Origin of the sequence: Azospirillum brasilense (assembly GCF_003349955.1) — a bacterium.
GTDB classification, from domain to species: Bacteria; Pseudomonadota; Alphaproteobacteria; order Azospirillales; family Azospirillaceae; genus Azospirillum; species Azospirillum brasilense_B.
On record NZ_QLKQ01000015.1, the window covers coordinates 74,843 to 98,513 of the forward strand.

27 protein-coding genes are annotated in these 23,671 nt (G+C 68.1%); 17 read left to right on the plus strand and 10 right to left on the minus strand.

Annotation, left to right across the window (positions count from 1 at the left end; all coding sequences use genetic code 11):
- Nucleotides 1-369: 369 nt before the first annotated feature.
- Nucleotides 370-1,821, minus strand: coding sequence for a hypothetical protein (locus DXK32_RS33000; RefSeq protein WP_247877069.1), 1,452 nt, complete (start codon nt 1,819-1,821; stop codon nt 370-372).
- A 262-nt stretch (nt 1,822-2,083) separates the two neighbouring features.
- Between DXK32_RS33000 and DXK32_RS09320 the strand changes: the two genes are divergently transcribed.
- From DXK32_RS09320 to DXK32_RS09370, 11 genes are all read left to right on the plus strand, one after another.
- A complete protein-coding gene (locus DXK32_RS09320) occupies nt 2,084-2,995 on the plus strand; it encodes a hypothetical protein (RefSeq protein ID WP_114858245.1) in 912 nt (303 codons plus the stop codon).
- Entirely contained in the window at nt 2,992-3,408 is a 417-nt protein-coding gene (locus tag DXK32_RS09325) for a phage holin family protein (RefSeq protein ID WP_114858246.1), read from the plus strand. The genes DXK32_RS09320 and DXK32_RS09325 overlap by 4 nt, the downstream gene beginning before the upstream one ends.
- Nucleotides 3,409-3,415: 7 nt before the next feature.
- The gene (locus tag DXK32_RS09330; protein WP_114858247.1) at nt 3,416-4,429 is read left to right on the plus strand and encodes a hypothetical protein; all 1,014 of its coding nucleotides are present in this window, start codon (nt 3,416-3,418) and stop codon (nt 4,427-4,429) included.
- A 265-nt stretch (nt 4,430-4,694) separates the two neighbouring features.
- Nucleotides 4,695-5,177 carry an SUF system Fe-S cluster assembly regulator gene (locus tag DXK32_RS09335; RefSeq protein WP_109069511.1) on the plus strand — a complete coding sequence of 161 codons (483 nt, stop codon included), beginning with the start codon at nt 4,695-4,697 and terminating at the stop codon, nt 5,175-5,177.
- 49 nt (nt 5,178-5,226) lie between these two features.
- Entirely contained in the window at nt 5,227-6,714 is a 1,488-nt protein-coding gene (sufB, locus tag DXK32_RS09340; RefSeq protein ID WP_114858248.1) for a Fe-S cluster assembly protein SufB, read from the plus strand.
- A gap of 32 nt (nt 6,715-6,746) precedes the next feature.
- A complete protein-coding gene (gene sufC / locus DXK32_RS09345) occupies nt 6,747-7,499 on the plus strand; it encodes a Fe-S cluster assembly ATPase SufC (RefSeq protein ID WP_114858249.1) in 753 nt (250 codons plus the stop codon).
- A gap of 2 nt (nt 7,500-7,501) precedes the next feature.
- Nucleotides 7,502-8,857, plus strand: coding sequence for a Fe-S cluster assembly protein SufD (sufD, locus tag DXK32_RS09350; protein WP_114858250.1), 1,356 nt, complete (start codon nt 7,502-7,504; stop codon nt 8,855-8,857).
- A gap of 14 nt (nt 8,858-8,871) precedes the next feature.
- Nucleotides 8,872-10,146, plus strand: a complete 1,275-nt coding sequence (locus tag DXK32_RS09355; RefSeq protein ID WP_114858251.1) for a cysteine desulfurase — start codon at nt 8,872-8,874, stop codon at nt 10,144-10,146.
- The gene (gene sufU, locus DXK32_RS09360; RefSeq protein WP_109069516.1) at nt 10,143-10,610 is read left to right on the plus strand and encodes a Fe-S cluster assembly sulfur transfer protein SufU; all 468 of its coding nucleotides are present in this window, start codon (nt 10,143-10,145) and stop codon (nt 10,608-10,610) included. Before DXK32_RS09355 ends, sufU begins: the two co-directional genes overlap by 4 nt.
- Nucleotides 10,611-10,633: 23 nt before the next feature.
- Nucleotides 10,634-11,041, plus strand: coding sequence for an iron-sulfur cluster assembly protein (locus DXK32_RS09365; RefSeq protein WP_114858252.1), 408 nt, complete (start codon nt 10,634-10,636; stop codon nt 11,039-11,041).
- 16 nt (nt 11,042-11,057) lie between these two features.
- Complete coding sequence (locus tag DXK32_RS09370) at nt 11,058-11,414, plus strand: HesB/IscA family protein (protein ID WP_114858253.1); 357 nt, start codon at nt 11,058-11,060, stop codon at nt 11,412-11,414.
- Nucleotides 11,415-11,467: 53 nt separating this feature from the next.
- Here the strand turns inward: DXK32_RS09370 and DXK32_RS09375 are convergent, their stop codons facing one another.
- Together DXK32_RS09375 and DXK32_RS09380 are read right to left on the minus strand one after the other, a co-directional pair.
- A complete protein-coding gene (locus DXK32_RS09375) occupies nt 11,468-11,764 on the minus strand; it encodes a type II toxin-antitoxin system RelE/ParE family toxin (protein ID WP_114858254.1) in 297 nt (98 codons plus the stop codon).
- The gene (locus DXK32_RS09380; protein WP_162801122.1) at nt 11,761-12,081 is read right to left on the minus strand and encodes a CopG family ribbon-helix-helix protein; all 321 of its coding nucleotides are present in this window, start codon (nt 12,079-12,081) and stop codon (nt 11,761-11,763) included. Before DXK32_RS09380 ends, DXK32_RS09375 begins: the two co-directional genes overlap by 4 nt.
- Before the next feature lie 114 nt (nt 12,082-12,195).
- Here DXK32_RS09380 and pepN point away from each other — a divergent pair, with 114 nt between their 5' ends.
- Nucleotides 12,196-14,853: an aminopeptidase N gene (gene pepN, locus DXK32_RS09390; RefSeq protein ID WP_114858257.1), complete on the plus strand. Its 2,658-nt coding sequence runs from the start codon at nt 12,196-12,198 to the stop codon at nt 14,851-14,853.
- A gap of 84 nt (nt 14,854-14,937) precedes the next feature.
- Here pepN and DXK32_RS09395 read toward each other — a convergent pair whose 3' ends face one another.
- The 3 genes from DXK32_RS09395 to DXK32_RS09405 form a co-directional block, all read right to left on the minus strand.
- Entirely contained in the window at nt 14,938-15,318 is a 381-nt protein-coding gene (locus DXK32_RS09395) for a c-type cytochrome (RefSeq protein WP_114858258.1), read from the minus strand.
- A gap of 129 nt (nt 15,319-15,447) precedes the next feature.
- Nucleotides 15,448-16,098, minus strand: a complete 651-nt coding sequence (locus DXK32_RS09400; protein ID WP_114858259.1) for an SRPBCC family protein — start codon at nt 16,096-16,098, stop codon at nt 15,448-15,450.
- A 103-nt stretch (nt 16,099-16,201) separates the two neighbouring features.
- Nucleotides 16,202-16,663, minus strand: a complete 462-nt coding sequence (locus DXK32_RS09405; protein WP_114858260.1) for a hypothetical protein — start codon at nt 16,661-16,663, stop codon at nt 16,202-16,204.
- Nucleotides 16,664-16,943: 280 nt separating this feature from the next.
- On the opposite strand from DXK32_RS09405, the gene folK reads away from it, so the two are divergent.
- The 3 genes from folK (at nt 16,944) to DXK32_RS32605 (ending at nt 18,351) form a co-directional block, all read left to right on the plus strand.
- Nucleotides 16,944-17,450, plus strand: a complete 507-nt coding sequence (gene folK / locus DXK32_RS09410; RefSeq protein ID WP_114858261.1) for a 2-amino-4-hydroxy-6-hydroxymethyldihydropteridine diphosphokinase — start codon at nt 16,944-16,946, stop codon at nt 17,448-17,450.
- Between the two features lie 112 nt (nt 17,451-17,562).
- Nucleotides 17,563-17,985: a dihydroneopterin aldolase gene (locus tag DXK32_RS09415; RefSeq protein WP_247877070.1), complete on the plus strand. Its 423-nt coding sequence runs from the start codon at nt 17,563-17,565 to the stop codon at nt 17,983-17,985.
- A gap of 207 nt (nt 17,986-18,192) precedes the next feature.
- Nucleotides 18,193-18,351 (plus strand): hypothetical protein, encoded by a 159-nt coding sequence (locus tag DXK32_RS32605; protein ID WP_205215680.1) that lies wholly within the window; start codon nt 18,193-18,195, stop codon nt 18,349-18,351.
- A 73-nt stretch (nt 18,352-18,424) separates the two neighbouring features.
- Here DXK32_RS32605 and DXK32_RS09420 read toward each other — a convergent pair whose 3' ends face one another.
- The 4 genes from DXK32_RS09420 to DXK32_RS09435 all read right to left on the minus strand — a co-directional run bounded on the left by DXK32_RS09420 (nt 18,425) and on the right by DXK32_RS09435 (nt 21,986).
- A complete protein-coding gene (locus DXK32_RS09420; protein WP_114858262.1) occupies nt 18,425-18,784 on the minus strand; it encodes a hypothetical protein in 360 nt (119 codons plus the stop codon).
- Between the two features lie 224 nt (nt 18,785-19,008).
- Entirely contained in the window at nt 19,009-19,269 is a 261-nt protein-coding gene (locus DXK32_RS09425) for a hypothetical protein (RefSeq protein ID WP_114858263.1), read from the minus strand.
- Between the two features lie 152 nt (nt 19,270-19,421).
- The gene (locus DXK32_RS09430; protein ID WP_114858264.1) at nt 19,422-20,288 is read right to left on the minus strand and encodes a universal stress protein; all 867 of its coding nucleotides are present in this window, start codon (nt 20,286-20,288) and stop codon (nt 19,422-19,424) included.
- A gap of 138 nt (nt 20,289-20,426) precedes the next feature.
- Nucleotides 20,427-21,986 (minus strand): AAA family ATPase, encoded by a 1,560-nt coding sequence (locus DXK32_RS09435; protein WP_205215681.1) that lies wholly within the window; start codon nt 21,984-21,986, stop codon nt 20,427-20,429.
- Nucleotides 21,987-22,270: 284 nt separating this feature from the next.
- On the opposite strand from DXK32_RS09435, the gene DXK32_RS09440 reads away from it, so the two are divergent.
- Nucleotides 22,271-22,807 (plus strand): acyloxyacyl hydrolase, encoded by a 537-nt coding sequence (locus tag DXK32_RS09440; protein ID WP_247877071.1) that lies wholly within the window; start codon nt 22,271-22,273, stop codon nt 22,805-22,807.
- Nucleotides 22,808-22,969: 162 nt separating this feature from the next.
- On the plus strand, nt 22,970-23,512 hold the full coding sequence (locus DXK32_RS09445; protein ID WP_114858279.1) for a DUF2934 domain-containing protein: 543 nt from the start codon (nt 22,970-22,972) through the stop codon (nt 23,510-23,512).
- Nucleotides 23,513-23,671: the final 159 nt, after the last annotated feature.

Sequence of the window (23,671 nt, forward strand, 5' to 3'; positions counted from 1 at the left end):
AGGGCGAAAATGAGCCCAAAAAACAATCGGCGGCGGAGCCACCCGGGTATGGCCCCACCGCCGGTCAGCCGGACGGGCAACAGTATCGGTAAGATGAGAACGCCGTGGTGGCGTCTCACAGGATGTTGCCGCTTGAACTCCAGCCTTCTATCCGGCCGGCGTTACCGCCGGTCGGCGCTGTGCGTACAATGCTTTTTGAGCATCAACCTTCACGGACACCATCCTGCCCCGGCCCGACGCCCTCGTCAAGACTGCATTGCCTGCGAAATGGGCTGGGTTAACTCTGATGGCGATACTTCCGAAGGCATTCGCCCAACGCGCACGAAGGGGGTGCCCTGCGGCAGCCCCGGCGCCGGCGCACCAACGCCGCTACGCGAGCAGATTGACCGAACCGGACAGGGCGGGCATCCCCAGATCGCCTCCACCGAACGCCGGCAGGCTGTCCGCCGAGGCCGTGATCGCGTCCCCCGCGGCTGACCCTTCGGGCTCGCCGGAGCCGCCGTCCGTGCCGTTCGGGTCGGTCATGGCCTCGACGAAATCCTTGAGGGTCGTGCTGGACCCGAACGCCGCTTGGCGCAGTTCGTTGACGTTGTCCTGGGATTCTTCGATGATCTTGTCGTAATCCTTGAACGACTCCCGCCGCGCCTTGCGCCGCTCTTCGGCTTGATCCAGCTCGTTGGCGGCCTTCGCTTCGGCGATGATCGACTTCGCTGTCGCGAGTACAGCCTCGACCCGGCGCCCGAACTCGTCGGCCTCGCGGTAGCGCGACATCTTCAGGTCGTTGTCGGCCATCATCCGCTGGATGTAATTGCGGATTCTGTCGCCCTGCGGGGCGTTGGGGGTGGGGGTCAGGCTGGGCGCCGCCTCCGCCATCAACCGCTCCAGGTCGTTCCCCTGCCCGTCCGCCGCCTTCGCCTCGGCCTCCTCGTCGGCCTCCTCGTCGGTCTTCCCCTCGGCCCGCTCCTTTTCCTTTTCTTGTTCGGTCTTTTCGGCGGCGCTCTTTCCGGCGGCCCCCTCGCCGGACGGCGCCTTGCCATCCGTGGGCACACCCTGGGCTGTGGCTTGCCCGGCCAGACCGGCCGCCTCCGCCGCCACGGCCTCGGCGGCGCGCGCGTCCCCGTCTTCCGCCGCCTCTTCGCCGGCGGCCATGTCCGCGTCCGTGGTGGTGCCTTCCGCGGACGCCCCGTCCGTCGGCGGCAGCGGAAGAGACGGCGCCGTGGACACGTCCGGCGGCGCCCCGTCGGCCGGAGCCCCCTCCGCGGGCGCGTCGTCGCCGCGGATGGTCACCGTCACGTCGACGGCGATCTCCGTCTGGACCATGGTGATGGAGGTGCGTGTGGTCGTCCGCTCGATGGTGATGCCGCCGAGGGACGGCGCCCCGGCCCCGCCGGGAAGCCCCATCTCCGCAGCGGCGGCCACGCCGGCGCCATACTCCTTCGCCGCCCGTCCGGCCTGCTTGGCGAGGATCGCCGCCTCCCGCGCCAGCTGCACCAGCTTCTCCCGGTCGCCCCGGCTGTGGCGCATCATCATCTTCAGTTCTTCGATCTTGCGCTCGACCTCATCCAGCCGTTGCGCAGCGACGGCCTTCGGCCCGCCGACACGCTTGGCTTCCTCCAGCGCGTTGACCACGGCGGTGAAATTCTTCTGCTGCTCCGGAGTCATGGTGAAGGGCAGCTTCGCCTGATCGGCCTTCTCGGTCAGGATCTGCTTGGCGTCCTTGCCCTCCATGGCTTCCAGGGCGCGCTCCCAGTCCTTCTTGGCCTTCTGGAGCTGGAAAAGGCTGTTCTGGCCGTTGCTCAGAGCGGAAAAAATGCCGTTCACGGCCGCCTCCTCCGGTTCATCGGAACCTTCGCGAATTCGCGGGGAAGTTTAGCACAGTTTCGACCCCCGTCCAATTCCGACAGCGCCCGGAGAAACGGCACCGGCAACCCCGCGTTGCCTCGCATGAACGCAATACACACCCCGGAACTCCGATGCCCATGAGGGTGTTTGATTCCCGAGATCGGACGCCGCAGAGCGCGGCAAATTGCCGCAGGCTGCTGGCCGGGACACATCCGCAGCCGACCCCCGAGGAGGAAAACAGATGGCAGACCGCGATACGTTGGGCACCGGCGAACCGAACCGCAAGACGCCGGACCCGATGGCGAAGAGTGGATTGAGCAGTGGATTGAGCAACGACCGTTCGCAGCACCGGGGATCCTCGGACGATATGAACCGCATGGCCGGCGAAGCCGCCGATGCCGGCCGCGACACCCTCGAAGCCGCCCAGGGTCGCATCCGCTCGCTGCTGGAGATGCAGACGGACCGCGCCGCCGACCAGTTGGGCAGCGTCGCCAACGCCCTGCACAAGGCCGCGGAACAGCTGAACGAGGAGAACAACGGCACCGCCGCCCATTACGCCGGGCAGGCCGCCGACCGGGTGGAGCGGGTGGCCGACATGCTCCGCAACTCCAGTGTCGACGACATGGTCGGGCAGGTGGAACGCTTCGCGCGGCGCCAGCCGGAGGTGTTCGTGGGCGCGGCCTTCGCCGTCGGCTTCCTGGTCGCTCGCTTCGTGAAAAGCTCGGGGGAGCGGCGATTTCGCGGCGCGTCGTCGTCGCACCTGACGGGCGGCTACGGCCGCCATGACCGCGCCCGCCACGACCATGATCGGGACCATCACGATTACCGCGACTTCGGTCTGCGGGGTGCGGACCGCACCGGGCAGGAAGCTCTGCGCACCGACCACGATCTGGCCGGCAATCCCCGCAGCACGACCTCGGCCGCGGCCATGACCGCGGCCGGGAGCGGGGCGGGGGGCGGGATTGCTCCCCATCAGGGAAGCCCGCGCCCGCTCAACGCCGCCACCGCGGCGACCACCGCCGCCCGCGCGCGTGACGCCGCCGAACTGGTCGCCGGCACGCCCCCCGGCACCGCCTCCAGCACGCCGACGGGGGCCGCCTCCGATGCCAACAAGCCGGTATCCGGCTCGCCGATCCAGGGGACCAAACCATGAGCGCTGCGGAGGACCGTTCCTACGATCCGCGGCAAGACCGACCCATCGCCGGCCTGTTCGCCGATCTGGCGCGCGAAACCACCAACCTCGCCCGCACCGAAATCGAACTGGCCAAGGCCGAACTGACCGAGAAGGCCGGACAGGCGGCGGGCGGGGCGGCCTATGTCGTCGCCGGAGGGCTAATCGCCTTCGCTGGCGTTCTGGTGCTGCTGGCCGCGGCGGTGCTCGCCCTGTCGAAGGTGGTCGAGCCCTGGCTGGCCGCCGTCATCGTCGGGGCGCTCGTTCTGGTCATCGGCGGCGTGCTGGCGATGATCGGCAAGAAGCGGCTCAGCCCGGAGAATCTCCAGCCGCAGCGCACCATCCAGACGCTTCGGGACGACAAGCGCTGGGCCCGTTCCCAGCTCGCGCGATGAGCGACCCATGAACGACGGATCTGAAAACGGCGGTGAAAAGGGGCGCGGAACGCCCCGCGACTACGACGCGATGCAACGGGAGATCCGCGAACGCCAAGCCAGGATCGGCGACACGATCCAGGTGCTGAAGCGCAAGACTGCGCGGCTCGCCCCCCGTCACCTGATGGAGCAGACCATGAACCGGATGCACAGCACCCCCGGCGGCTACGGCGAACGCGCCCAGGACCGCTATTACGAACCGATCCGCAACCAGACCCACCAGCGGTCTCACTCGGTCGGCGAGACCATGCGCAGCAACCCGATCCCGCTCGCCATGATCGGCATCGGTCTGGGCTGGCTGGCCCTGACCGCCTCCGGCTACGACCGGCGCATCGCGCGCAGCGGCACGATGCACAACGTCCGCGATCGCGCCGGCAGCGCCGCGCAGTACGCCCGCGACACCTTCTACAGCGCCGGCAACAGCGTGCGCGAGGCCGCCAGCCACGCTTACGAGCGCGCCAGCGACGCCGCGGGCCACGTCTACGAACGGGCGAGCGACGCCGTGGACGAGGCCGGCGACCGCGTGCGCGGCTTGGCCGACCATGCCCGCGACCGGGCGCATGACCTGACCGATCACGCCCGCGATCGGGCGCACCACATGCGCCGGGACATGAGCAGCCGCGTGGACAGCCACATCGGCAACCATGGCGGCGCCAGCCATTTCCGGGCTTCGGACCGGCTGCACAGCGCGACCGGACGTTTCTGGGAGATGGTGGACGACCACCCGGTGGTGGCCGGCATGATGGGCGTCGCGCTCGGCGCCGCGCTGGGCGCCAGCATCCCGTCCTCCCGCTACGAGGACCGCTGGGTCGGCGAGTACGCCGACGAGGCGGCGCACCGCGCCAAGGAGATGGCCCGTGACGCCATGGACCGCGGCACCCGCGCCGCCCGCGCGGCGGTCGAAGCCGCCAAGGAGGAGGTGGGCGACGCGGTGAGCGCGGCCAGCGACGCGGCGCGGGACGAGGTGCGCAAGCCGGGCTGATCCGGTCCCGTTCACGGCTCCCTTCGAGCTCCGCACCGGCCCCGCGGCTTCGACCGCGGGGCCGGTTTTTCTTTGTCCGACCGCCCCGCATGGTTTCCGTCCGTGGCGCACCGTCCGCGACAGTTCGCCGCAGCGTGCGCCGCGCGCAGTCCTGCCATCCTTATACCCGAGTGTTTTTCCCGGTTATCCGGCGCCGGTTCCGCTTGACAAAGGTCCTATGATGGCCACTTAATCAGGACCAATTTAGTCCTGTATCGGGGTGGTCATGATCCGGCTGAGCAAGCTGACCGACTACGCCATCGTCGTGATGAGCGAAATGGCGCGCCATGTGGGTACGGTTCACACCGTCTCCCATCTGGCGGAGCGCACGGGCGTGCCCTCCCCCACGGTCGCCAAGCTCATGAAGACGCTGACCCCGGCGGGCCTCACGACCTCGCACCGCGGCGCCGCGGGTGGTTATGCGCTCAGCCGCGCCGCCGATGCAATCTCTATCGCCGAGATCATCACGGCGCTCGACGGCCCGATCGCGCTGACCGCCTGTGTCGAGGGCGGCGACAGCCAGTGCGGCGTCCAGCGCCTGTGCCCGATGCGCGGCGGCTGGGAAAAGGTCAACAGCGCCATCCGCGGCGCGCTGGAACAGGTGACGCTGGCCGACATGATGGGACCGCCCGCTTGGGCGGAGGGACCACCCGGCCCGCTCGACAGCATTGGAGCCGGCCCCAGCCCGGCACGGCGCGCCGCCGTCTGACGTTTCGGCGCCTTCATCGGACAACGCTTTCAGGGAACGAGAGACAAGCATGGCCGCCACGACCGAAACCGTCGAACAGGTCCGCGCCGTCACGGAGCAGAAGTACAAGTACGGCTTCACGACGGACATCGAATCGGATGTCGCGCCCAAGGGCCTGAACGAGGACACCGTCCGCTTCATCTCCGCCAAGAAGGAGGAGCCGGAGTGGCTTCTCGAATGGCGCCTGAAGGCGTTCCGCGTCTGGCAGGAGATGGAGGAGCCGCGCCACTGGGCGAAGCTGTCCTACCCGCCGATCGACTATCAGGACGCGCACTACTACGCCGCGCCCAAGACCAAGGACCGCCCGAAGTCGCTGGACGAGGTCGATCCCGAACTGCTGAAGACCTACGAGAAGCTGGGCATCCCGCTGCGCGAGCAGGAGATCCTGGCCGGCGTCGAGGGGGCCGAGGGCAAGAGCCCGGCCATCGCCGTGGACGCCGTGTTCGACAGCGTCTCGGTCGCGACCACCTTCAAGGCCAAGCTGGAGGAGATGGGCATCATCTTCTGCTCCATATCCGAGGCCGTGCACAAGTGTCCGGAGCTGGTCCAGAAGTATCTCGGCTCCATCGTGCCCTACACCGACAATTTCTACGCGACGCTGAACTGCGCGGTCTTCACCGATGGCAGCTTCGTCTACATCCCGAAGGGCGTGCGCTGCCCGATGGAGCTGTCGACCTACTTCCGCATCAACCAGGCCAACACCGGCCAGTTCGAGCGGACGCTGATCATCGCCGATGAGGGCAGCTACGTCAGCTATCTGGAAGGCTGCACGGCGCCCCAGCGCGACGAAAACCAGCTGCACGCTGCGGTGGTCGAGCTGGTCGCTTTGGACGATGCGCAGATCAAGTATTCGACGGTCCAGAACTGGTATCCGGGCAACGCCGAGGGCGTCGGCGGCATCTACAACTTCGTGACGAAGCGCGGCGCCTGCCGCGGCCGCAACTCCAAGATCTCCTGGACCCAGGTGGAGACCGGTTCGGCCATCACCTGGAAGTATCCGAGCTGCATCCTGCAGGGCGACAATTCGGTGGGCGAGTTCTATTCGGTCGCCATCACCAACAACTTCCAGCAGGCCGACACCGGCACCAAGATGATCCACATCGGCAAGAACACCCGCTCGACCATCGTGTCGAAGGGCATCTCCGCCGGGCGTGCGCAGCAGACCTATCGCGGGCTGGTCAAGATCCTGCCGAAGGCGGAGGGCGCCCGCAACCACACCCAGTGCGACAGCCTGCTGATCGGTGACCAGTGCGGCGCCCACACGGTGCCCTACATCGAGAACCGCAACCGCACCGCCCGCGTCGAGCACGAGGCGACGACCGCCAAGATCAGCGAGGACCAGCTGTTCTACTGCCGCCAGCGCGGCCTGTCGGAAGAGGACGCCGTGTCGCTGATCGTCAACGGCTTCTGCAAGGAAGTGCTGAAGGAGCTGCCCATGGAGTTCGCCGTGGAAGCCCAGAAGCTCGTCGGCATCAGCCTCGAAGGCAGCGTCGGCTGACCGCCCACCGTATCGCGAAGGAAGAAGAAACGATGATCGAGATCAAGAACCTGCACGCCTCGGTGGACGGCAAGGAAATCCTCAAGGGCATCGACCTGACGATCAACCCGGGCGAGGTGCACGCCATCATGGGGCCCAACGGCTCGGGCAAGAGCACGCTCAGCTACGTGCTGGCCGGCCGCGACGGCTATGAGATCACCGAGGGCTCGGTGAGCTTCCTCGGCAAGGACCTGCTGGAGATGGAACCGGAGGAGCGCGCCGCCGCCGGCCTGTTCCTGGCCTTCCAGTATCCGGTCGAAATCCCCGGCGTCGCCAACACCACCTTCCTGAAGTCCGCCCTGAACGCCATCCGCAAGAAGCGCGGCGAGCCGGAGCTGGACGCCATGCAGTTCCTGAAGCTGGTGCGCGAGAAGACCAAGGCGCTGAGCATGACCGACGAGATGCTGAAGCGCGCGGTCAACGTCGGCTTCTCGGGCGGCGAGAAGAAGCGGAACGAGACGCTCCAGATGGCCGTTCTCCAGCCGAAATTCGCCATCCTCGACGAGACGGACAGCGGCCTGGACATCGACGCGCTGAAGATCGTCGCCGAGGGCGTGAACGCGCTCCGCTCGCCAGAGCGGTCGATGCTGGTCATCACCCACTACCAGCGCCTGCTCGACTACATCGTGCCGGACCATGTCCATGTGCTGGCCTTCGGCAAGATCCAGCGCTCCGGCGGCAAGGAGCTGGCCCTGGAGCTGGAGAAGAACGGCTACGCCGAGTTCGGCGTGAACGAGGCGGCCTGACCATGGCGACGACAACCCTCACCAAGGCGCCGCGGGGCTACGACCCGGCGGCGGCCAAGCCCTTCCTGGAGCAGTTCGACCGGGTCAAGGACGGCCTGCCCGGCGCCGGCCTGTCCTGGCTGACCGACCTGCGCGGCCAGGGCCATGACCGCTTCGCCGCGCTCGGCCTGCCGACCGTCAAGAACGAGTCCTGGCGCTACACCAACCTGCGCGCGCTCGACAAGCTGTCCTTCCAGCCGGCCACGGACGCCGGCGAGGCCGTCCGCTTCGACTTGCTGCCGACCGTGCGCGCGGACGGCGCGACCGGGCCGCGGCTGGTCTTCGTGGACGGCCGCTTCCGGGCGGAGCTGTCCTCCACCGCCGGCCTGCCGGCGGGTGTCGAACTGTTGAATCTCGCCGACGCCCTGACGCGCAAGCCCGATCTGGTGGCCGAGCATCTGGGCCGCATCGCCGCCCCCGACGATCAGCCGCTGGTCGCGCTGAACACCGCCTTCCTGGCGGACGGCCCGGTCCTGCATGTGCCGCGCGGCGTCACGGTGGACGAGACCATCGAGCTGGTCTTCGTCTCCGTCGGCACCGAGGCGCAGCCGACCGCCTTCCACCCGCGCGGCCTGATCGTCGCCGAGGCGGAGTCCCGCGCCGTGATCGTCGAGCATCACGTCGGCCTGGGCTCCTGCACCACCCTGTCGAACGGCGTGACCGAGGTCTTCGTCGGCGCGGGCGCGTCGGTCCACCATTACAAGGTCCAGCGCGAGCACACGGACTCCTTCCACCTGTCGCACACCGCGGCGAAGGTGGCGGGCAAGGGCATCTACGACAACTTCATCCTGACCATCGGCGCCAAGCTGTCGCGCAACGAGGTGACCAGCGTCCTCGACGGCGAGGAAGGCGACACGCATGTCAGCGGCGCCTACATGGTGCGCGGCGGCCAGCATGTCGACACCACGACCTTCATCGACCACGCCAAGCCCTGCTGCACCAGCCGCGAGGTCTACAAGGGCGTGATCGACGACCAGGCCCGCGCCGTCTTCCAGGGCAAGATCATCGTGCGCCCCAACGCGCAGAAGACCGACGGCTACCAGCAGAACCGCGCGCTCCTGCTTTCCGACACGGCGGAGATCGACGCGAAGCCGGAGCTGGAGATCTACGCCGACGACGTGAAGTGCAGCCACGGCGCCACGGTGGGCGAGTTGGACGACGACCAGCTCTTCTACCTGCGCGCCCGCGGCATCGACAAGGACACGGCGCGCGGCCTGCTGATCGGCGCCTTCCTGTCCGAAGCACTGGAGGAGATCGCCGAGGAGAGCGTCCGCGACGCCTTCCAGAGCTACGTCGCCAACTGGCAGAACGCGCGCTGAGGAGGGACCCGGATATGGACACCCAGATCGCCCTCCCCACCTCCGCCCCCACCTTCGATGTCGAGCGCGTCCGCGCCGACTTCCCCATCCTGTCGCGCAGCGTGCACGAGCGGAAGGGCAAGCCCGGCAAGCCGCTCGTCTATCTGGACAGCGCCGCCTCCGCGCAGAAGCCGCGGCAGGTCATCGACGCCATGACCCGCTTCCTGGAGGAGGATTATTCCAACATCCACCGGGGCGTCCATTTCCTGTCGCAGACCGCGACCGACCAGTTCGAGGAGGCCCGCCGCAAGGTCGCCCGCTTCCTGAACGCCCCGTCGGAGCGCAACATCGTCTTCACCCGCAGCGCGACCGAGGCCGTCAACCTCGTCGCCCACAGCTATGGCCGGACCTTCCTGTCGGAAGGCGACGAGATCATCGTCTCGGTCATGGAGCACCACGCCAACATCGTGCCGTGGCAGCTCCTCCAGATGGACAAGGGCATCCGCATCCGCGTCGTCCCGGTGGACGAACACGGCGTGCTGGACCTGAACGCCTACGAGGACCTGCTGTCCGACCGCACGAAGCTGGTGGCGATGACCCACTGCTCCAACGTGCTGGGCACGGTGACTCCGGCCAAGATCATCGCCCGCATGGCGCACGAGCGCGGCGTGCCGGTGCTGTTCGACGGCAGCCAGGCCGCGGTGCACGGCGTGGTGGATGTGCAGGACATCGACGCCGACTTCTACATCATGACCGGCCACAAGCTGTACGGACCGACCGGGACCGGCGTGCTGTACGGCAAGTACGATCTGCTGAAGAAGATGCCCCCCTACCAGGGCGGCGGCGACATGATCGAGAGCGTCAGCTTCGAAGGCACCACCTTCAAGGCCCCGCCGGCCCGCTTCGAGGCAGGCACCCCGGCGATCACCGAGGTGATCGGGCTGGGCGTGGCGCTGGACTACATGGAATCGCTGGGCCGCGAGGCCATCGCGGCGCACGAGCATGACCTGCTCCAGTACGCCACGCAGCAGCTTTCCCAGATCGACGGCCTGCGCGTCTACGGCACCGCGCCGGGCAAGGGCCCGATCATCTCCTTCACGCTGGAGGGCGTGCACCCGCACGACCTCGGCACCATCGTGGACCAGTACGGCGTCGCCGTGCGGGTCGGCCGCCACTGCGCGGAGCCGCTGATGGAGCGTTTCGGGGTCGGCGCCACGGCGCGGGCCAGCTTCGCCCTTTACAACACGCGGGCGGAAGCCGACGCTCTGGTCGAATCGGTGATCGCGGTGAAGGAGTTCTTCGGAGCATGATGGACGAACTGCGCGAGCTGTACCAGGAGGTGATCCTGGACCACGGCAAGAACCCCCGGAACTTCCGGCATCCCGACGATGCCAACCGGGAGGCCAAGGGTGAGAACCCCATGTGCGGCGACCGCTTCATGGTCTATCTGAAGCTGAAGGACGGGGTGGTCGAGGATGTGGCCTTCCAGGGCCGCGGCTGCGCCATCTCCACCGCCAGCGCGTCCATGATGACCGAGGTGGTCAAGGGCAAGACCGAGGCGGAGGCCAAGGCCCTGTTCGAGACCTTCCACGACCTGTGCACCAAGGACGACCACGAGCATGGCGACCACGGCCCGGTGGACGAGGACGCCATGGAACGGCTGATGGTGCTGTCCGGCGTCCGTCAGTTCCCGGTGCGCGTGAAATGCGCCACCCTCGCCTGGCACGCGATGAACGCGGCCATCGAAGGCGAGGACAAGGCGAGCAGCGAGTAAGTTGCAGGAAACGGTGAAACGCGATGCCCGATGACGCGATCTCCAAGGACGCCGACGCCGCGGAGGCCAGGCCGATGAACCAGACCGAAGCGGACATGGCGGCGGCCAAGGCCGCCTACGATCCGCGCGCCGCGCTGAGCGAGGCGGTGATCTCGGCGCTGAAGAGCTGCTACGACCCGGAAATCCCCGTGGACATCTGGGAACTGGGCCTGATCTACCGCGTCGACATCGGCCCGAACAACGAGGTCGAGATCGACATGACCCTGACCAGCCCCATGTGCCCGGTGGCCGGCGAACTGCCGATGCAGGTGCAGCAGGCGGTTGAGTCCGTCGAGGACGTCACCACATGCAAGGTGGAACTGGTTTGGGAACCGCCCTGGCGCCAGGACATGATGTCCGAGGTCGCGCGGGTCCAACTGGATATGTTTTAAGGAGGCGAAGATCCCCATGGCCACGGCTTCCACGACCTCTCTCCCCAAGGCCCTTTCCATCACCGACGCCGCCGCGGAGCGCGTGCGGATGCTGATGTCGAAGGCGACCGACGATTACATCGGCCTGCGCATCGGCGTGAAGGCGAAGGGCTGCTCCGGCCTCAGCTACGACGTGCAGTACGCCAAGGAAAAGATGAAGTTCGACGAGGTGGTCGAGGACAAGGGCGTCACCGTCCTGATCGACCCCGCCGCCGTGATGTTCCTGATCGGCAGCGAGATGGACTACGTCGACGACAAGTTCCAGACCGGCTTCGTCTTCAAGAACCCGAACGAGAAGGGCCGCTGCGGCTGCGGCGAGAGCTTCCACGTTTGAGGTTACGGATCGCCGTTGAAAGAAGCCCCTGTACGGTTTGAACAGGGGCTTCTTTATTCGTCAGGCCAACGCATGGCGCCGTGAATGATGCGGAGAACGGCAACGGCGTCGTCCGGCCCGTCTCCATCGATCAGATAGACGATGATGTAAGGCAGGCCAGGAATCACCAGTTCCCGCGTTCCTGGGACACGTCCGGTCCGCCCGATCCTGGGCGTGCCGCCGATGCGCTCAACAGCGTCCAGCACTTTGCGGCCAACGATCCCCGCCGCGCCAGGATTCTGCCGTTCGATCCACTCACAAATGCCAAGGAAGTCGTTCCGCGCCGGTTGCGTCCAGCGGGGTTGCTTCATTGGGCTCGGCCATAGCGGCGTTCGAAATCCGCGATGACATCGCTATGCTCGACCGTATCGCCGGCCTGCCAAGCGGTGATGCCGTCCTGAACCGCGGCTGCAAACTGTTCTTCGGTGCGGACAAAGGCCTGCAACGCCTGTTCGATCAAAACATCCTTGGACCAGCCATGCTCATCCGCAAGCCGTTGCAGGCTGGCGTTGAGGTCCTCGCTGATTTCGGCATTCACACGAACGGTTTTGCCCATCGTCCACCTCCGCGCTTCATGATAGTCACGCTCCACATCGCCGACAAGCGCGGCACCCCAGCGCGACACCATTGATTCCCGTTGGGGAACACCCCCTGTCCAACGGCGTCCCGCGTCCCCACTCTCCATGCTAGAGTCCGTCCCCGCGACGCCGACACGGCCAAAACAAGGTTAGAGAAAAGCCCCATGGACAAAGGCACGCCCAAGGCCATCCGCCTGCAGGACTACCGCCCGCCCGCGCATCTGATCGACACGGTCGATCTGTTCTTCGACCTCGGCGAGGAGGCGACCACGGTCCGCGCGCAGCTCGGGCTGCGGCGCAACCCGGCGCGCGACGACGCGGCGGCGCTGCCGCTGACGCTGGACGGGCAGCGGCTGGAACTGGTGTCCGTGGCGCTGAACGGGCAGCCGCTGGGCGATGCCGACTACACCGTCACGCCGGACCATCTGACCGTCCACAGCGTGCCGGAGACCTTCACGCTGGAAACCGTCGTCCGCATCAAGCCGCAGGAGAACACCGCGCTGGAGGGGCTCTACAAGTCCTCCGGCAACTTCTGCACCCAGTGCGAAGCCGAGGGCTTCCGCAAGATCACCTATTTCGCCGACCGGCCCGACGTGATGGCCCGCTACACCACCACGATCACCGCGGACAAGGCGCGCTATCCGGTGCTGCTGTCCAACGGCAACTTGGTGGACTCCGGCGACCTGCCCGACGGGCGCCACCGCGCCGTGTGGGAGGACCCCTTCCCCAAGCCCTGCTACCTGTTCGCCCTGGTCGCCGGCACGCTGGTTCACCAGGAGGACCGTTTCCGCACCGCGTCTGGCCGCGACGTCACCCTGCGCATCTATGTGGAGCCGGGGAACGAGGACAAGGTCGACCACGCCATGCGCTCGCTCATCAAGTCGATGCGCTGGGACGAGGAGGTGTTCGGTCTGGAATACGACCTCGACATCTTCAACATCGTCGCGGTCGGCGACTTCAACATGGGGGCGATGGAGAACAAGTCCCTCAACGTCTTCAACACCAAATACATCCTGGCGAAGCCGGAAACCGCCACCGACCAGGACTTCCTGGGCATCGAGGCGGTGGTGGCGCACGAGTATTTCCACAACTGGACCGGCAACCGCGTCACCTGCCGCGACTGGTTCCAGCTGTCGCTGAAGGAAGGGCTGACCGTCTTCCGCGACCAGGAATTCTCCAGTGACATGAACTCGCGGGCGGTCAAGCGCATCGCCGACGTGCAGCGCCTGCGCACCGTGCAGTTCCCCGAGGATTCCGGCGCCATGGCGCATCCCGTGCGCCCGGACAGCTATGTGGAGATCAACAACTTCTACACCCCCACCGTCTACGACAAGGGGTCGGAAGTCATCCGCATGTACCACACGCTGCTGGGGCCGCAGGGCTTCCGCAAGGGCATGGACCTGTATTTCCAGCGCCACGACGGGCAGGCGGTCACTTGCGACGACTTCGCCGCGGCGATGTCCGACGCCACCGGCGTCGACCTGACCCAGTTCAAGCGCTGGTACCGGCAGGCCGGCACGCCGGAGCTGGACGTGAGCGGCGCCTATGACGACGCCGCGAAGACCTACCGGCTGACCGTAAAGCAGACCGTGCCGCCCACCCCCGGCCAGCCGGTGAAGGAGCCGATGCACATCCCGCTGGTCATGGGCCTGCTCGGTCCGGACGGGGCGGACCTGCCGCTGCGCCTGACCGGCGAGGCGGAACCCGTTGGCGCCAGCCACACCCTGCACATCACCGAGGCCGAGCAGACCTTCACGTTCGTCGACGTGCCGGCCCGCCCGGTGCCGTCGCTGCTGCGCGGTTTCTCCGCCCCGGTGAAGCTGCGGGCCGACCTGACGGACGGTGACCTGACCTTCCTGATGGCCAACGACAGCGACGCCTTCAACCGCTGGGAGGCCGGGCAGACGCTGGCGACCCGGTTGCTGCTCTCCCTCGTCGCCGACCGGCAGGCCGGGCGGGAGCTGGCGCTGCCCCAGAGCTTCATCGACGCGGTGGGCGCCGTCCTCAAGGACGCCGACCAGGACCCGGCCTTCGCCGCGCAGGCCCTGGTGCTGCCGACCGAGAGCTACCTCGGCACGCAGATGGAGGTGATCGACCCCGACGCCATCCACGCCGTGCGCGAGTTCGCCCGCCGCCGGCTGGCCGAGGCGCTGCGGCCCGGCTGGCTGGACACCCACCGCCGCAACGCGGGCAACGAGCCCTTCTCGGTGGACGCCGCGGCCATCGGGCGGCGGGCTCTCAAGAATCTGTGCCTCGCCTACCTCATGGCGCTGGAGGACGAGGAGGCGCTCGGCCTCTGCCTCGGCCAGTATCGCGGCGCCCAGGCGATGACCGACGTGATGGCGGCGCTCCAGTTCCTCAGCAATTCCAACGCTCCGGAGCGGGACGAGGCCATCGCCGCGTTCTACGAACGCTGGAAGGGCGAGGCGCTGGTCGTGGACAAGTGGTTCGGCGTGCAGGCGACCTCGCACCGGCCCGACGCGCTGGAACGGGTGACCGCCCTGCTCTCCCACCCCGCCTTCGAGATCCGCAACCCGAACAAGGTCTACGCCCTGATCGGCGGTTTCGCGGGCGGCAACCCGGTGCGTTTCCACGACACCAGCGGAGCGGGCTATCGCTTCCTCGCCGACCAGGTCCTGCGGCTCGACCCGATGAACCCGCAGGTGGCCGCCCGCATGGTCGGCCCCTTCTCGCGCCTGCGCCGCTACGACGCGCCGCGCCGCGCCCTGATGAAGGCCGAACTGGAGCGCATCGTCGCCACGCCGGGCCTGTCGCCGGACGTCTTCGAAGTGGCGAGCAAGAGCCTGGAGGCCGCCGGCTGACCCAAAGCCGGTCGGTCCAAAAGAAAAGGGCCGGAGGGTTTCCCCTCCGGCCCTTCCCCACCCCGCGCCGAAACGCGGGCGTCTTTACTTCTGCTCACCCAGGAAGGCGATCAGATCGTCCACCTTGCCGGCGTCCTTGATGCCCGCGAAGGCCATCGTGCCGCCCGGAACGACTTCCTTCGGGGCGGTGATGTAGGCCTTCAGGTTGTCCGGGGTCCAGGTCAGACCGCCGGCGGCCTTCTCCTGCATCGGCTTGGAATACTTGAAGCCGTCGATCGAGGCGGCCGGGCGGCCGACGACGCCGAACAGCGACGGGCCGACCTTGTTCTTGCCCTGCTCCGCGGTGTGGCAGGCCATGCACTGCTTGAAGACGTCCTTACCGGCGGCGGCGTCAGCGGCCTGCGCGGCGCCCGCGCCCATGGCAATGCCGGCGATCAGGGCGGCGCCCAGGATATGCTTGTTCATTGGTCAGATTCCCCCTTCCGGATGAGGCCGGCGTTCTTGAGCCGGCAGGTTCGGGCGCAGCATACACATTCTGTGGTTAAGGCCAACCCCCCAACGTGTCGCGCCCAAAGCACAAACACCAAATACGGGTTATTTCATCCAGGCGAGAAGAAGGACAAGAACGGCCACCACGACCAGCGCCGCCCAGGGCACATAGAAGCCGCCGCGCCCGCGGGCGGCGGGAAGCGGAATCGGAATTTCCGGGGCGGGAGCCGCCACGGCGGGCGTGACCGGTTGCGGGGCCGCGGCGCTCCGCGCGACAGGCTCCTCAACCAAAGCGGGAGCCGGCTCGGGCGGCGGTCCGCCCACCACAGCCGTGAAGCGGTTGAAGAAATCGTCGGCCATCTTGCGCGCCGTCGCGTCCACCAGACGCGAACCGATCTGCGCCAGCTTGCCGCCGACCGTGGCGTGCGCGGTGTAGGACAGGACCGTCGCCGCTTCGCCGTCGGGTTCCAGCGAGACCTTGGCGCCGCCCTTGCCGAAGCCGGCGGCCCCGCCGGAGCCTTCGCCGGTGATGGTGTAGCCGTTGGGCGGGTCGAGATCCGACAGCGTCACCTTGCCGGAGAACTTGGCGCTGACCGGTCCCACCTTGGCGACCACTTTCGCGGTGAATTCCGTGTCGGAGGTCTTCTGCACCTCCTCGCAGCCGGGAATGCACTGGCGCAGGATGTCCGGATCGTTCAGCGCCGCCCAGACCTTGTCGCGCGGGGCCGTGATGCGCTGGCTGCCGCTCATGTCCATGCCGTTGTCCTCCCCTGCCTTGTTCTCACAGCCAAGCCATAGCCGGACGATACGGCAAGGCCGCGACCGGCGACAGTCCCCCTTTCAGCCAGGAAGGCACCGTTCAGCGCGGGGCGGGCGGAACGCAGTTCTGGACGATCGTCGTGCAGGCGGACAGCGACGCGTTGCCGGGATAGGACACCTGCTCCACGACCCCGCTCGGCCCCAGGACGAAAGTGGCCTCGCACAGGCCGGGCGAGGAGGAGCCGAGCGGGAGGCCAAACCCCAGCCCGAGGCCGACGCCGCTGGACCCGCCCCCTCCGAAGCCACCGACCCCGATGCTGCTGCCGCCGAGCGGGCTGACCGCGACGCCGGGATCGGACACGTAGGTGTAGTATTCCCGCCCGCCGGCCTGGGCCTGCCGCGCCGGAACCCCGGCGCAGGCGAACAGCCGCTCCTTCGGCATCCCGACCAGTTCGGTCTGGGCGCGCTGGGCGATCTGCGGGTCCGGTCCCGTGGCGCAGGACGCCAGAAGCGCCGCGGCCAGACCGAGAAGCGCCGCCGTTCCGACATGCCGAAGCATCATGACCCTCGTCCTCCCACGCATCATCGCACGACTGGCACAACCCCGCCCACCGCTTGCGGTTCCCGGAGAAAGCCGGCTACCTAAACCGGAGCGTGCTCCCGCCGCCCCCGACCAGGCCCACTCCGGGGGACGGAATGCCGGTTTTGGATGTGACGGCTTTTGGCTGTGGCGGCTTTTGGCTGCGACGGCTTTTGGATGTGATGGCGCTTTGACGGTTGATGGAACGGAGGATCATGGTATGACTGACACGGGTATGGTTTCGACTAGCGACGGTTCTGCGATGACCACGGTCTACCTTGCGCTTGGCAGCAATCTGGGCGATCGGGCCGCCAATCTGTCGGCGGCGCAGCAGCGACTTGCCCCGCAGGCCCGGGTCACTCTGGCGTCGCCCGTCTACGAAACCGCCCCGATGTACGTGACCGACCAGCCGGCCTTCCTGAACATGGTGTTGCGCGCCCAGACGGCGCTCGGCCCATGGGAACTCCTGAGCCACGTCAAGAGCATCGAGGCGGAGATGGGCCGCGACCTGAAAGGCGGCCTCCGCTTTGGACCACGCCCCATCGACATCGACATCCTGTTCTATGGCGAGTTGGTGATGTACGCGCCGGAGCTGGAGATCCCCCATCCCCGCATCGCGGAGCGCGCCTTCGTGCTGGCCCCCCTCGCCGACATCGCGGGCGATCTGCAGCACCCGGCCATTGCGCGCAGCGTCGACGATCTGCTGGCCACCGTCCCAGGCCGCGACACGGTGGTCCGCACCGGCACGGAGCTTCCGGTGACGGTCTGACCTTGCCGAACAGGCGGGCGCCTGCGTTATAGTGGGCACGGCGCAGCGACGAGGCGGCCACCCCCTGGCGGGGGCATGGACCAGGGCCGCCACCCGCCAGGAGATGCTTTTTTTGGCCAACGACCCAGTTTCCCGAGACCCAGTTTCCCGACCCTTCGGCGCCGACCTGTCCGGCGCGGCGGCGACCTACACCATCCTGCTGCGTGACTTCACGGCGATCGTGTCGGTCGCCGGGCGCTCCGGGCGCCCCACCGTCCACATCAGCCTGGAGTTGAAGGTCAGCCACCCCGGCCTGAGCTTCCCCGACGACATCGCCGCCGTCATGTCCTACGAGGACATCGTCGAGGATTTGCGCCGGCTGTGCGCGCAGGAGGGACTGCCCGGTCCCGACTATCTGGCCGACCGCGCCGCCGATCTGTGCCTGGCCTACCCGAAGGTGCGCCAGGTGCGTGTCGACGTGGAGCTTTCGTCCCTGCTTCCCGACACCGCCGGGTCCGGAGTCACGCTCACGCGAAGCCGCGACGCGGGCCGCTGAGCCCGCGCGCCCTTCCATCGTGGTACCCCCATTGCCGGCGTAGGCATCGCCGCCGTGTTCAGGCAAGAACAGTCAGCGCTTTTTTACCCTTGCGTCGACTGTGATAGTTTATTTCGCGGCGCATCATTGTTGCGAAATACCGTATCTTGCGTACAATGGAAACGACGCCGCCATCAAGGCCGGCCGGAATGAACAGGGAGGGTTAACATGGACCAATTGACGGCTCCGACCCTGTCGGAAATCCTGGACGAGCCCATCATCGTCGCCCTGATGACGCGCGACGGCATGACCGCCGAGACGCTTCGCGAACTCCTCGAACAGGTCGGGCGCAATTTGCGCGACCGCGAGGAACGTCTGGCCGCCTGACCGGGCGGAAGGGCGCTGCGGGTCCGGAACGGGCAGGCGGAACAGGCATGCCACCGCGGACACCCGCCGGCGCTCAGCGGACGGACACGACGCGGAAGGGGCGCTGCACCCCGTCATGCTCGGTGATGGAAATGTATTCCCCTTCCACCAGCGTGTGACGGTCGAAGCGGAAGATCGGTTCGTCGTCGTCGCTGTCGTCGGCGTCGTAATCGAACAGCCATCCCTTGCCCCGATGGGCGAGATGGCCGGTCTGCTCGTCCTCCCCGCGCCAGAAGCGGCGGACCGTGCAGGCCGATTTCCGGCTGCGCCATTCCTCAAGGTCGAGGTGGCCGTCCGCGGTCAGCGGCGCGGTGAATTCATAGCCATGCTCCGCGCTGCCTTCCGGATGGTCGGCGGTGCGGGCCAGTTCGAGGCGGATGGTTTTCAAGGTCACGGGCGTTCGTCCTTTGCTGGCGGCGGAACAAGACAGAGCGCGTCGCGGTGTTCCAGACGGTTGGGGGAGCGCGCCAAGCGCGCTCCCCGCCGTCCCCCCGACGCGAACCCGCCAATGCCAACCGGACGGGGGGCCGGTTGTTCCGCGCCTCCCCGCTTCCCGACCCGCCGTCACGGCGCGGGTGGGGCGTTTCCTTCCTGTCGACGTCCCCCGCAGGGCGGCGGCTACAGGGCCGGATGCTCGTGCACGAAGCCGTCCAGGACGACCGTCAGATGACGGGCGTGGACGGTCTGCCCATGGCTGCGGGCCCGTTCGATGTCCTCGCGGATGATGCGGGCGATCCGCCGGATGCCTTCGGCGTCGTGGGCAAGGCAGCAGCCCAGTTCCACCGCCAGGATTTCCGGCAGATGCTCATGCTCCGCGATGGCGTCGATTTCCGCTTCGGTCAGATCGCTGAGCGCGATGCAATCGTCGATCGTCAACATGGCGCGTTTCCTTCCCGATTGCCGGGCCTTGCCCGGACCGGAGTCCGGGTGGCCCTTGTGGTTGAAAACCATCGGCGTGGAGGGCGCCCGTCATCGCGGCGCCGCGCGTCGGATCGAAGAAGCCCGGCTGTTTTGAAAGAGCGGCCCCGTCGTCAGTGGGCCATCAGCACGGGCAGTCCGGCGTGATTCAGCACATAGCGGGTCACGCCACCCAGGATCATTTCCCGCATCCGGCTGTGCCCGTAGCCCCCCATCACGAGGAGGTCGGACCCAAGTTCCGCGGCCTTGTTCACGATGGCTTGGCCGACGGGTTCCGATCCCGGCTTCAATATGGTTACCTGAACGTTAACGCCGTGCCAAGCGAGATAGTGGGCGATGCGACGACCTGCCGCAGCCTGGGTGTTGGACGTCTCGGCGGTCAGCACATGGACGGTGTCCGCGCCGGTCAGGAAGGGCATCGCCCCGGCCAGGGCGCGCACCGATTCGGGGCTGCCGTTCCAGGCGAGCGCCACCGTCCGCCCGATCTCGTCCGGCAGGGTGGCGGGCGCCAGCAGCAGCGGGCGGGCCGCCCCCAGCAGGGCGCTCTCCACCGTGGCGTAGGCCTGGGTGTTGCTGTCCAGCGTGGTGTGGGCGAAGACCAGAAGGTCGGCCAGCCGTCCCTCGCGCGGCACCACCTCCTCGACGCGGCCGGTTTCCTCCCGCCACTGGGCGGTCGGCGCCTCGACGCCGGTGGGCATGTCGCGCAGCTCGATGTCCGCGGCGCGGATCACGTCGTCGAAGGTCCGGCGGGCGGTGTGGAGGTGGGTCTTCGACTCCCCTTCGGCGGCGCGCATGATCTCCTCGACCATCGCGCCGGACATGCCCTCGCCCAGCATGGGCACGGCGTCGCGCGGGTCCAGCGACACGAACAGGGCGTCGACATGGGCGTCGAATTCGCGCGCGATCTTCAGCGCGGCGTTCAGCGCCACCGTGTCGCCGTCGAGTCCGGCCAGCGGCACAAGGATCGTCTTGAGTGACATGATCTCCCCCCGGGCCGTTTCCGCCGGCCCATCTTCTGGACGGTGCCTGTCGGAACGGCGGCTGGATGCACCGTTTCCAGCGCCGCGCCGCCCTTATACTAGACCATGGGGAGCCGGCGGCGCCCGTTCCACCTGGAATTACACCAGTCGCTCCAGCACGGCCGCAAGCGTTTCCCCCGCATCCCTGCCAGCATTCGTGCGCAGCCATTCAATCGGGCCCAGATCATAGACAGCCTGCCGCTCGGCCACCTCCGCCGTGGCGTCCGACGCGTCGCCACGGCGGGCGGCGATGCGGGCGACCCGCGCGTCCAGCGGCGCGTCGAGCCAGATCCCGTCGAATCGGACGCCGGCGTCCGCCGCAAGACGGGCGGCGGCGGACCGTTCCTCCGGCCGGGCATGGACGGCGTCCAGCACCACGGCGTGCCCGGCGGCCAGCACGGTCCGCGCCCGCTCCAGCAGCCCGGCATAGACCCGCTCCGTCACCGCGGGCGTGTAGGCGTCCGCGGGGAGCCGCTCCGTCTCCCCGACCCCGAACAGGCGCTTGCGCAGCGCGTCGGAGCGCAGGACGACGGCGCCCGGCGACGCCCCCAGCGACGGCGCCAGGGCGCGGGCCAGCCGGGTCTTGCCGCTGCCGGACAGGCCGCCGACGGCGACCAGCCGCGGCGGCGGCGGCTCCAGCGCCGCCACCGCCCGCTCCAGATAGGTCACCGCCTCCCGCTCCGCCCTCCGCGCCGCATCGGCGCCGGGGCGCAGCGCCGCCGTGGTCGCGGCGATCTTGGCGCGGACGGCCGCCCGCGCCGACAGGAACAGGGGCAGCGGGGCCAGGGCTCCGTAGTCCTCCGTCGCGTCCAGGCAACGGTTGAGCACGGCGTTGCCCTGCGGGCGCAGCCCCCGCCGCTCCAGATCCATCAGCAGAAAGGCGAGGTCGTAGGCGACGTCGATGACCGCCAGCCGCTCGTCGAACTCGATGCCGTCGAACAGGACCGGCCTTCCCTCGAGAAGCACGATGTTCCGCAGATGCAGGTCGCCGTGGCAATGCCGGACGAAGCCGCAGCGCCGCCGGTCCTCCAGCAGCGGGGCCAGACGCTCCAGCGCGTCCGCCGACCGCTCGGCCAGCCGCTCCACACGCTCCGGTTCGAACAGGGACGGGCGGGCGCGCAACTCCGCGACGTTGCCCTCCACGACCTCCCGCATCGCCGCCGCCCCACCGCCGTCCGGGCGCGGCTCGGCGGCCGCGTGAAAGGCCGTCACCGCATCGGCCAGGCCGCGGACCAGGTCGTCGCCGAGCGCGCCCCGCTCCGCCACGCGGTCCAGCAGGGCGTCCTGCGGAAAGCGGTGCATCACGACCAGCCAGTCCAGCGCCGTTCCACCCGCCGCCGCCCCGCCGCCGAAGGCGAGCGCGCCGTCCGGCCGCCGCACCACCGAGTCCAGGCCGAGATAGAGCGACGGCGCGGTGCGCCGGTTCAGGCGCAGCTCCTCCTCGCAGGAGGCGCGGCGGCGCTCGACCGTCGAATAATCCAGATAGGGGTAGCGGACCGCGCGCTTCAGCTTGTAGGCCCGGTTGCCGGCCAGGAAGACGATGGCGGCGTGGGTTTCGACAAGCTCCACCGCCGCCCCGCCGTGGCTCGCCGGATCGGCGAGGAAGGCGGCCACCATCGGCGTCGGGTCCTGCGCCGTATCGGAAGCGGGGTCCTGCATGACGGCAGTCTAGCACGCCGCCGCGGTCCCCGATGAGTCCCGCCAACCGCCCAGGCCCCGCAAACAGGGCGGCCCTGCCACCATTGACGCGGGCGGCGGCGCGCACGACATCTGGGAGTAGCACCGTTACGCGCTTGCGCGGGGGTGCGGTGCAACGCGTAATGCCACAACCGCGCCGGGATCGGACGCGGTAGGCTGGAGCAGCCGGAGTAGGACGGTCAACGATCGATCGGGAGCAGGCCGCCGTGCGTCATGGGACCTCGTGCCTCTGTCTGGTGGTTGCCATGGCGGGCCTCGCGCTCTCCGGTCCCGCGGGCGCGCAGACCGTGTCCATGCCCGAAGACCGGATCGGCGACTGGAAGATCGGCGGCCTCGCCTACAGCATGGGGGAAACGCCGGACACCAAGGTGTCTGATCTGCACAACAAGATCCGCATCGGCTCCTCCCTCCTGCCCAAGCTCGACGGCTACGCGGAGGTGCGCCCCTGGGTGTCCCTGGCCCCCGCCGCGCCGGGCGGCAACCTGCACGGCATGGGCGGCATCCTGATCGACGTTCCCCTGGGAGGATCGTCCTTCGTCTTCACGCCCAGTTTCGGCGCCGGAACCCTTCCGATCACCCCGCGCGATCCGGCGGCGGCGGGAAGCGTGGTCGAGTTCCGCTCCCAACTTGAACTCGGCTACCAGTTCGAGAACCAAGCCCGCTTCAGCCTGGGCTACAGCCGCATCGACACCAGCGGCCCCACCGCGGACGCCGCCACACCGGCCAACAACGTCTTCGGACTCTATTACCGCATGCCGTTCGGGGCGTTCACCGGACGCTGAGACATGGCCGTTTGTTTTGCGGCGCAACATGACCATCCGCGAATCACTTGGCCTGTCCTCTGCCGCGCAGGCTGCGCAAAGGGGTTGGCAATACTCGCCTTAACCACTTGTTAATGACGGCTGGTTCTATTGACCTCGGGGACCAACGCCGGGGATTCGATCATGGCCAAGCGCAAGACCGCCACCGCAAAGACCGTCGAAGCCACTCCGTCGCTTGAAGCGGCCGAGGCGCTCGCCACCGACACCGGGGCGGAAATCGTCCTGAACACCAATTTCGCGGCGATCGAGCAGGACGCGGTCGCTCTGCTGCACGCCGCCAGCCTGCTGGTCGAGGCCGACACGCCGGAGAAGGCGAGCCACGCGCTGGACCACAACCTGCGCCTTTGGGTCGCCATCAAGACGGTGCTCCAGAACGAGGAGAACACCCTGGACTCCGAGGTGAAGGCGAACCTGCGCAATCTCGCGCAGTACGTGACCGTCACCACCATGGAAGCGACCAAGGGCTCCATCGAGGCGAGCAAGATGGTCTCGCTGTCGCGCATCAACATGCACATCGCGGAAGGCCTGCTGCAAGGCCAGAAGACCCGCCTGGTGCAGGAGCGCGCCTATGAGATTTGGGAGCGCGAGGGCCGGCCGAACGGGCGCGAGATGGACCATTGGCTGCTGGCCGAGGCCGAGATCGCCAACCTGCTGAACAACCGCTGACTGAACAACCGCTGACGGGGCCGCAAGGCGGCCGGATCGGCATGGCGCCGCAATCCGGCCATTCCGTCAGGACATGACCGCCCGTGTCGCGGCAACGTGACGCGGGTGGTTGCGCTTGATAGCATTCGGGCGTGACCGCGCCCCCCCTCTCCCCCGCCC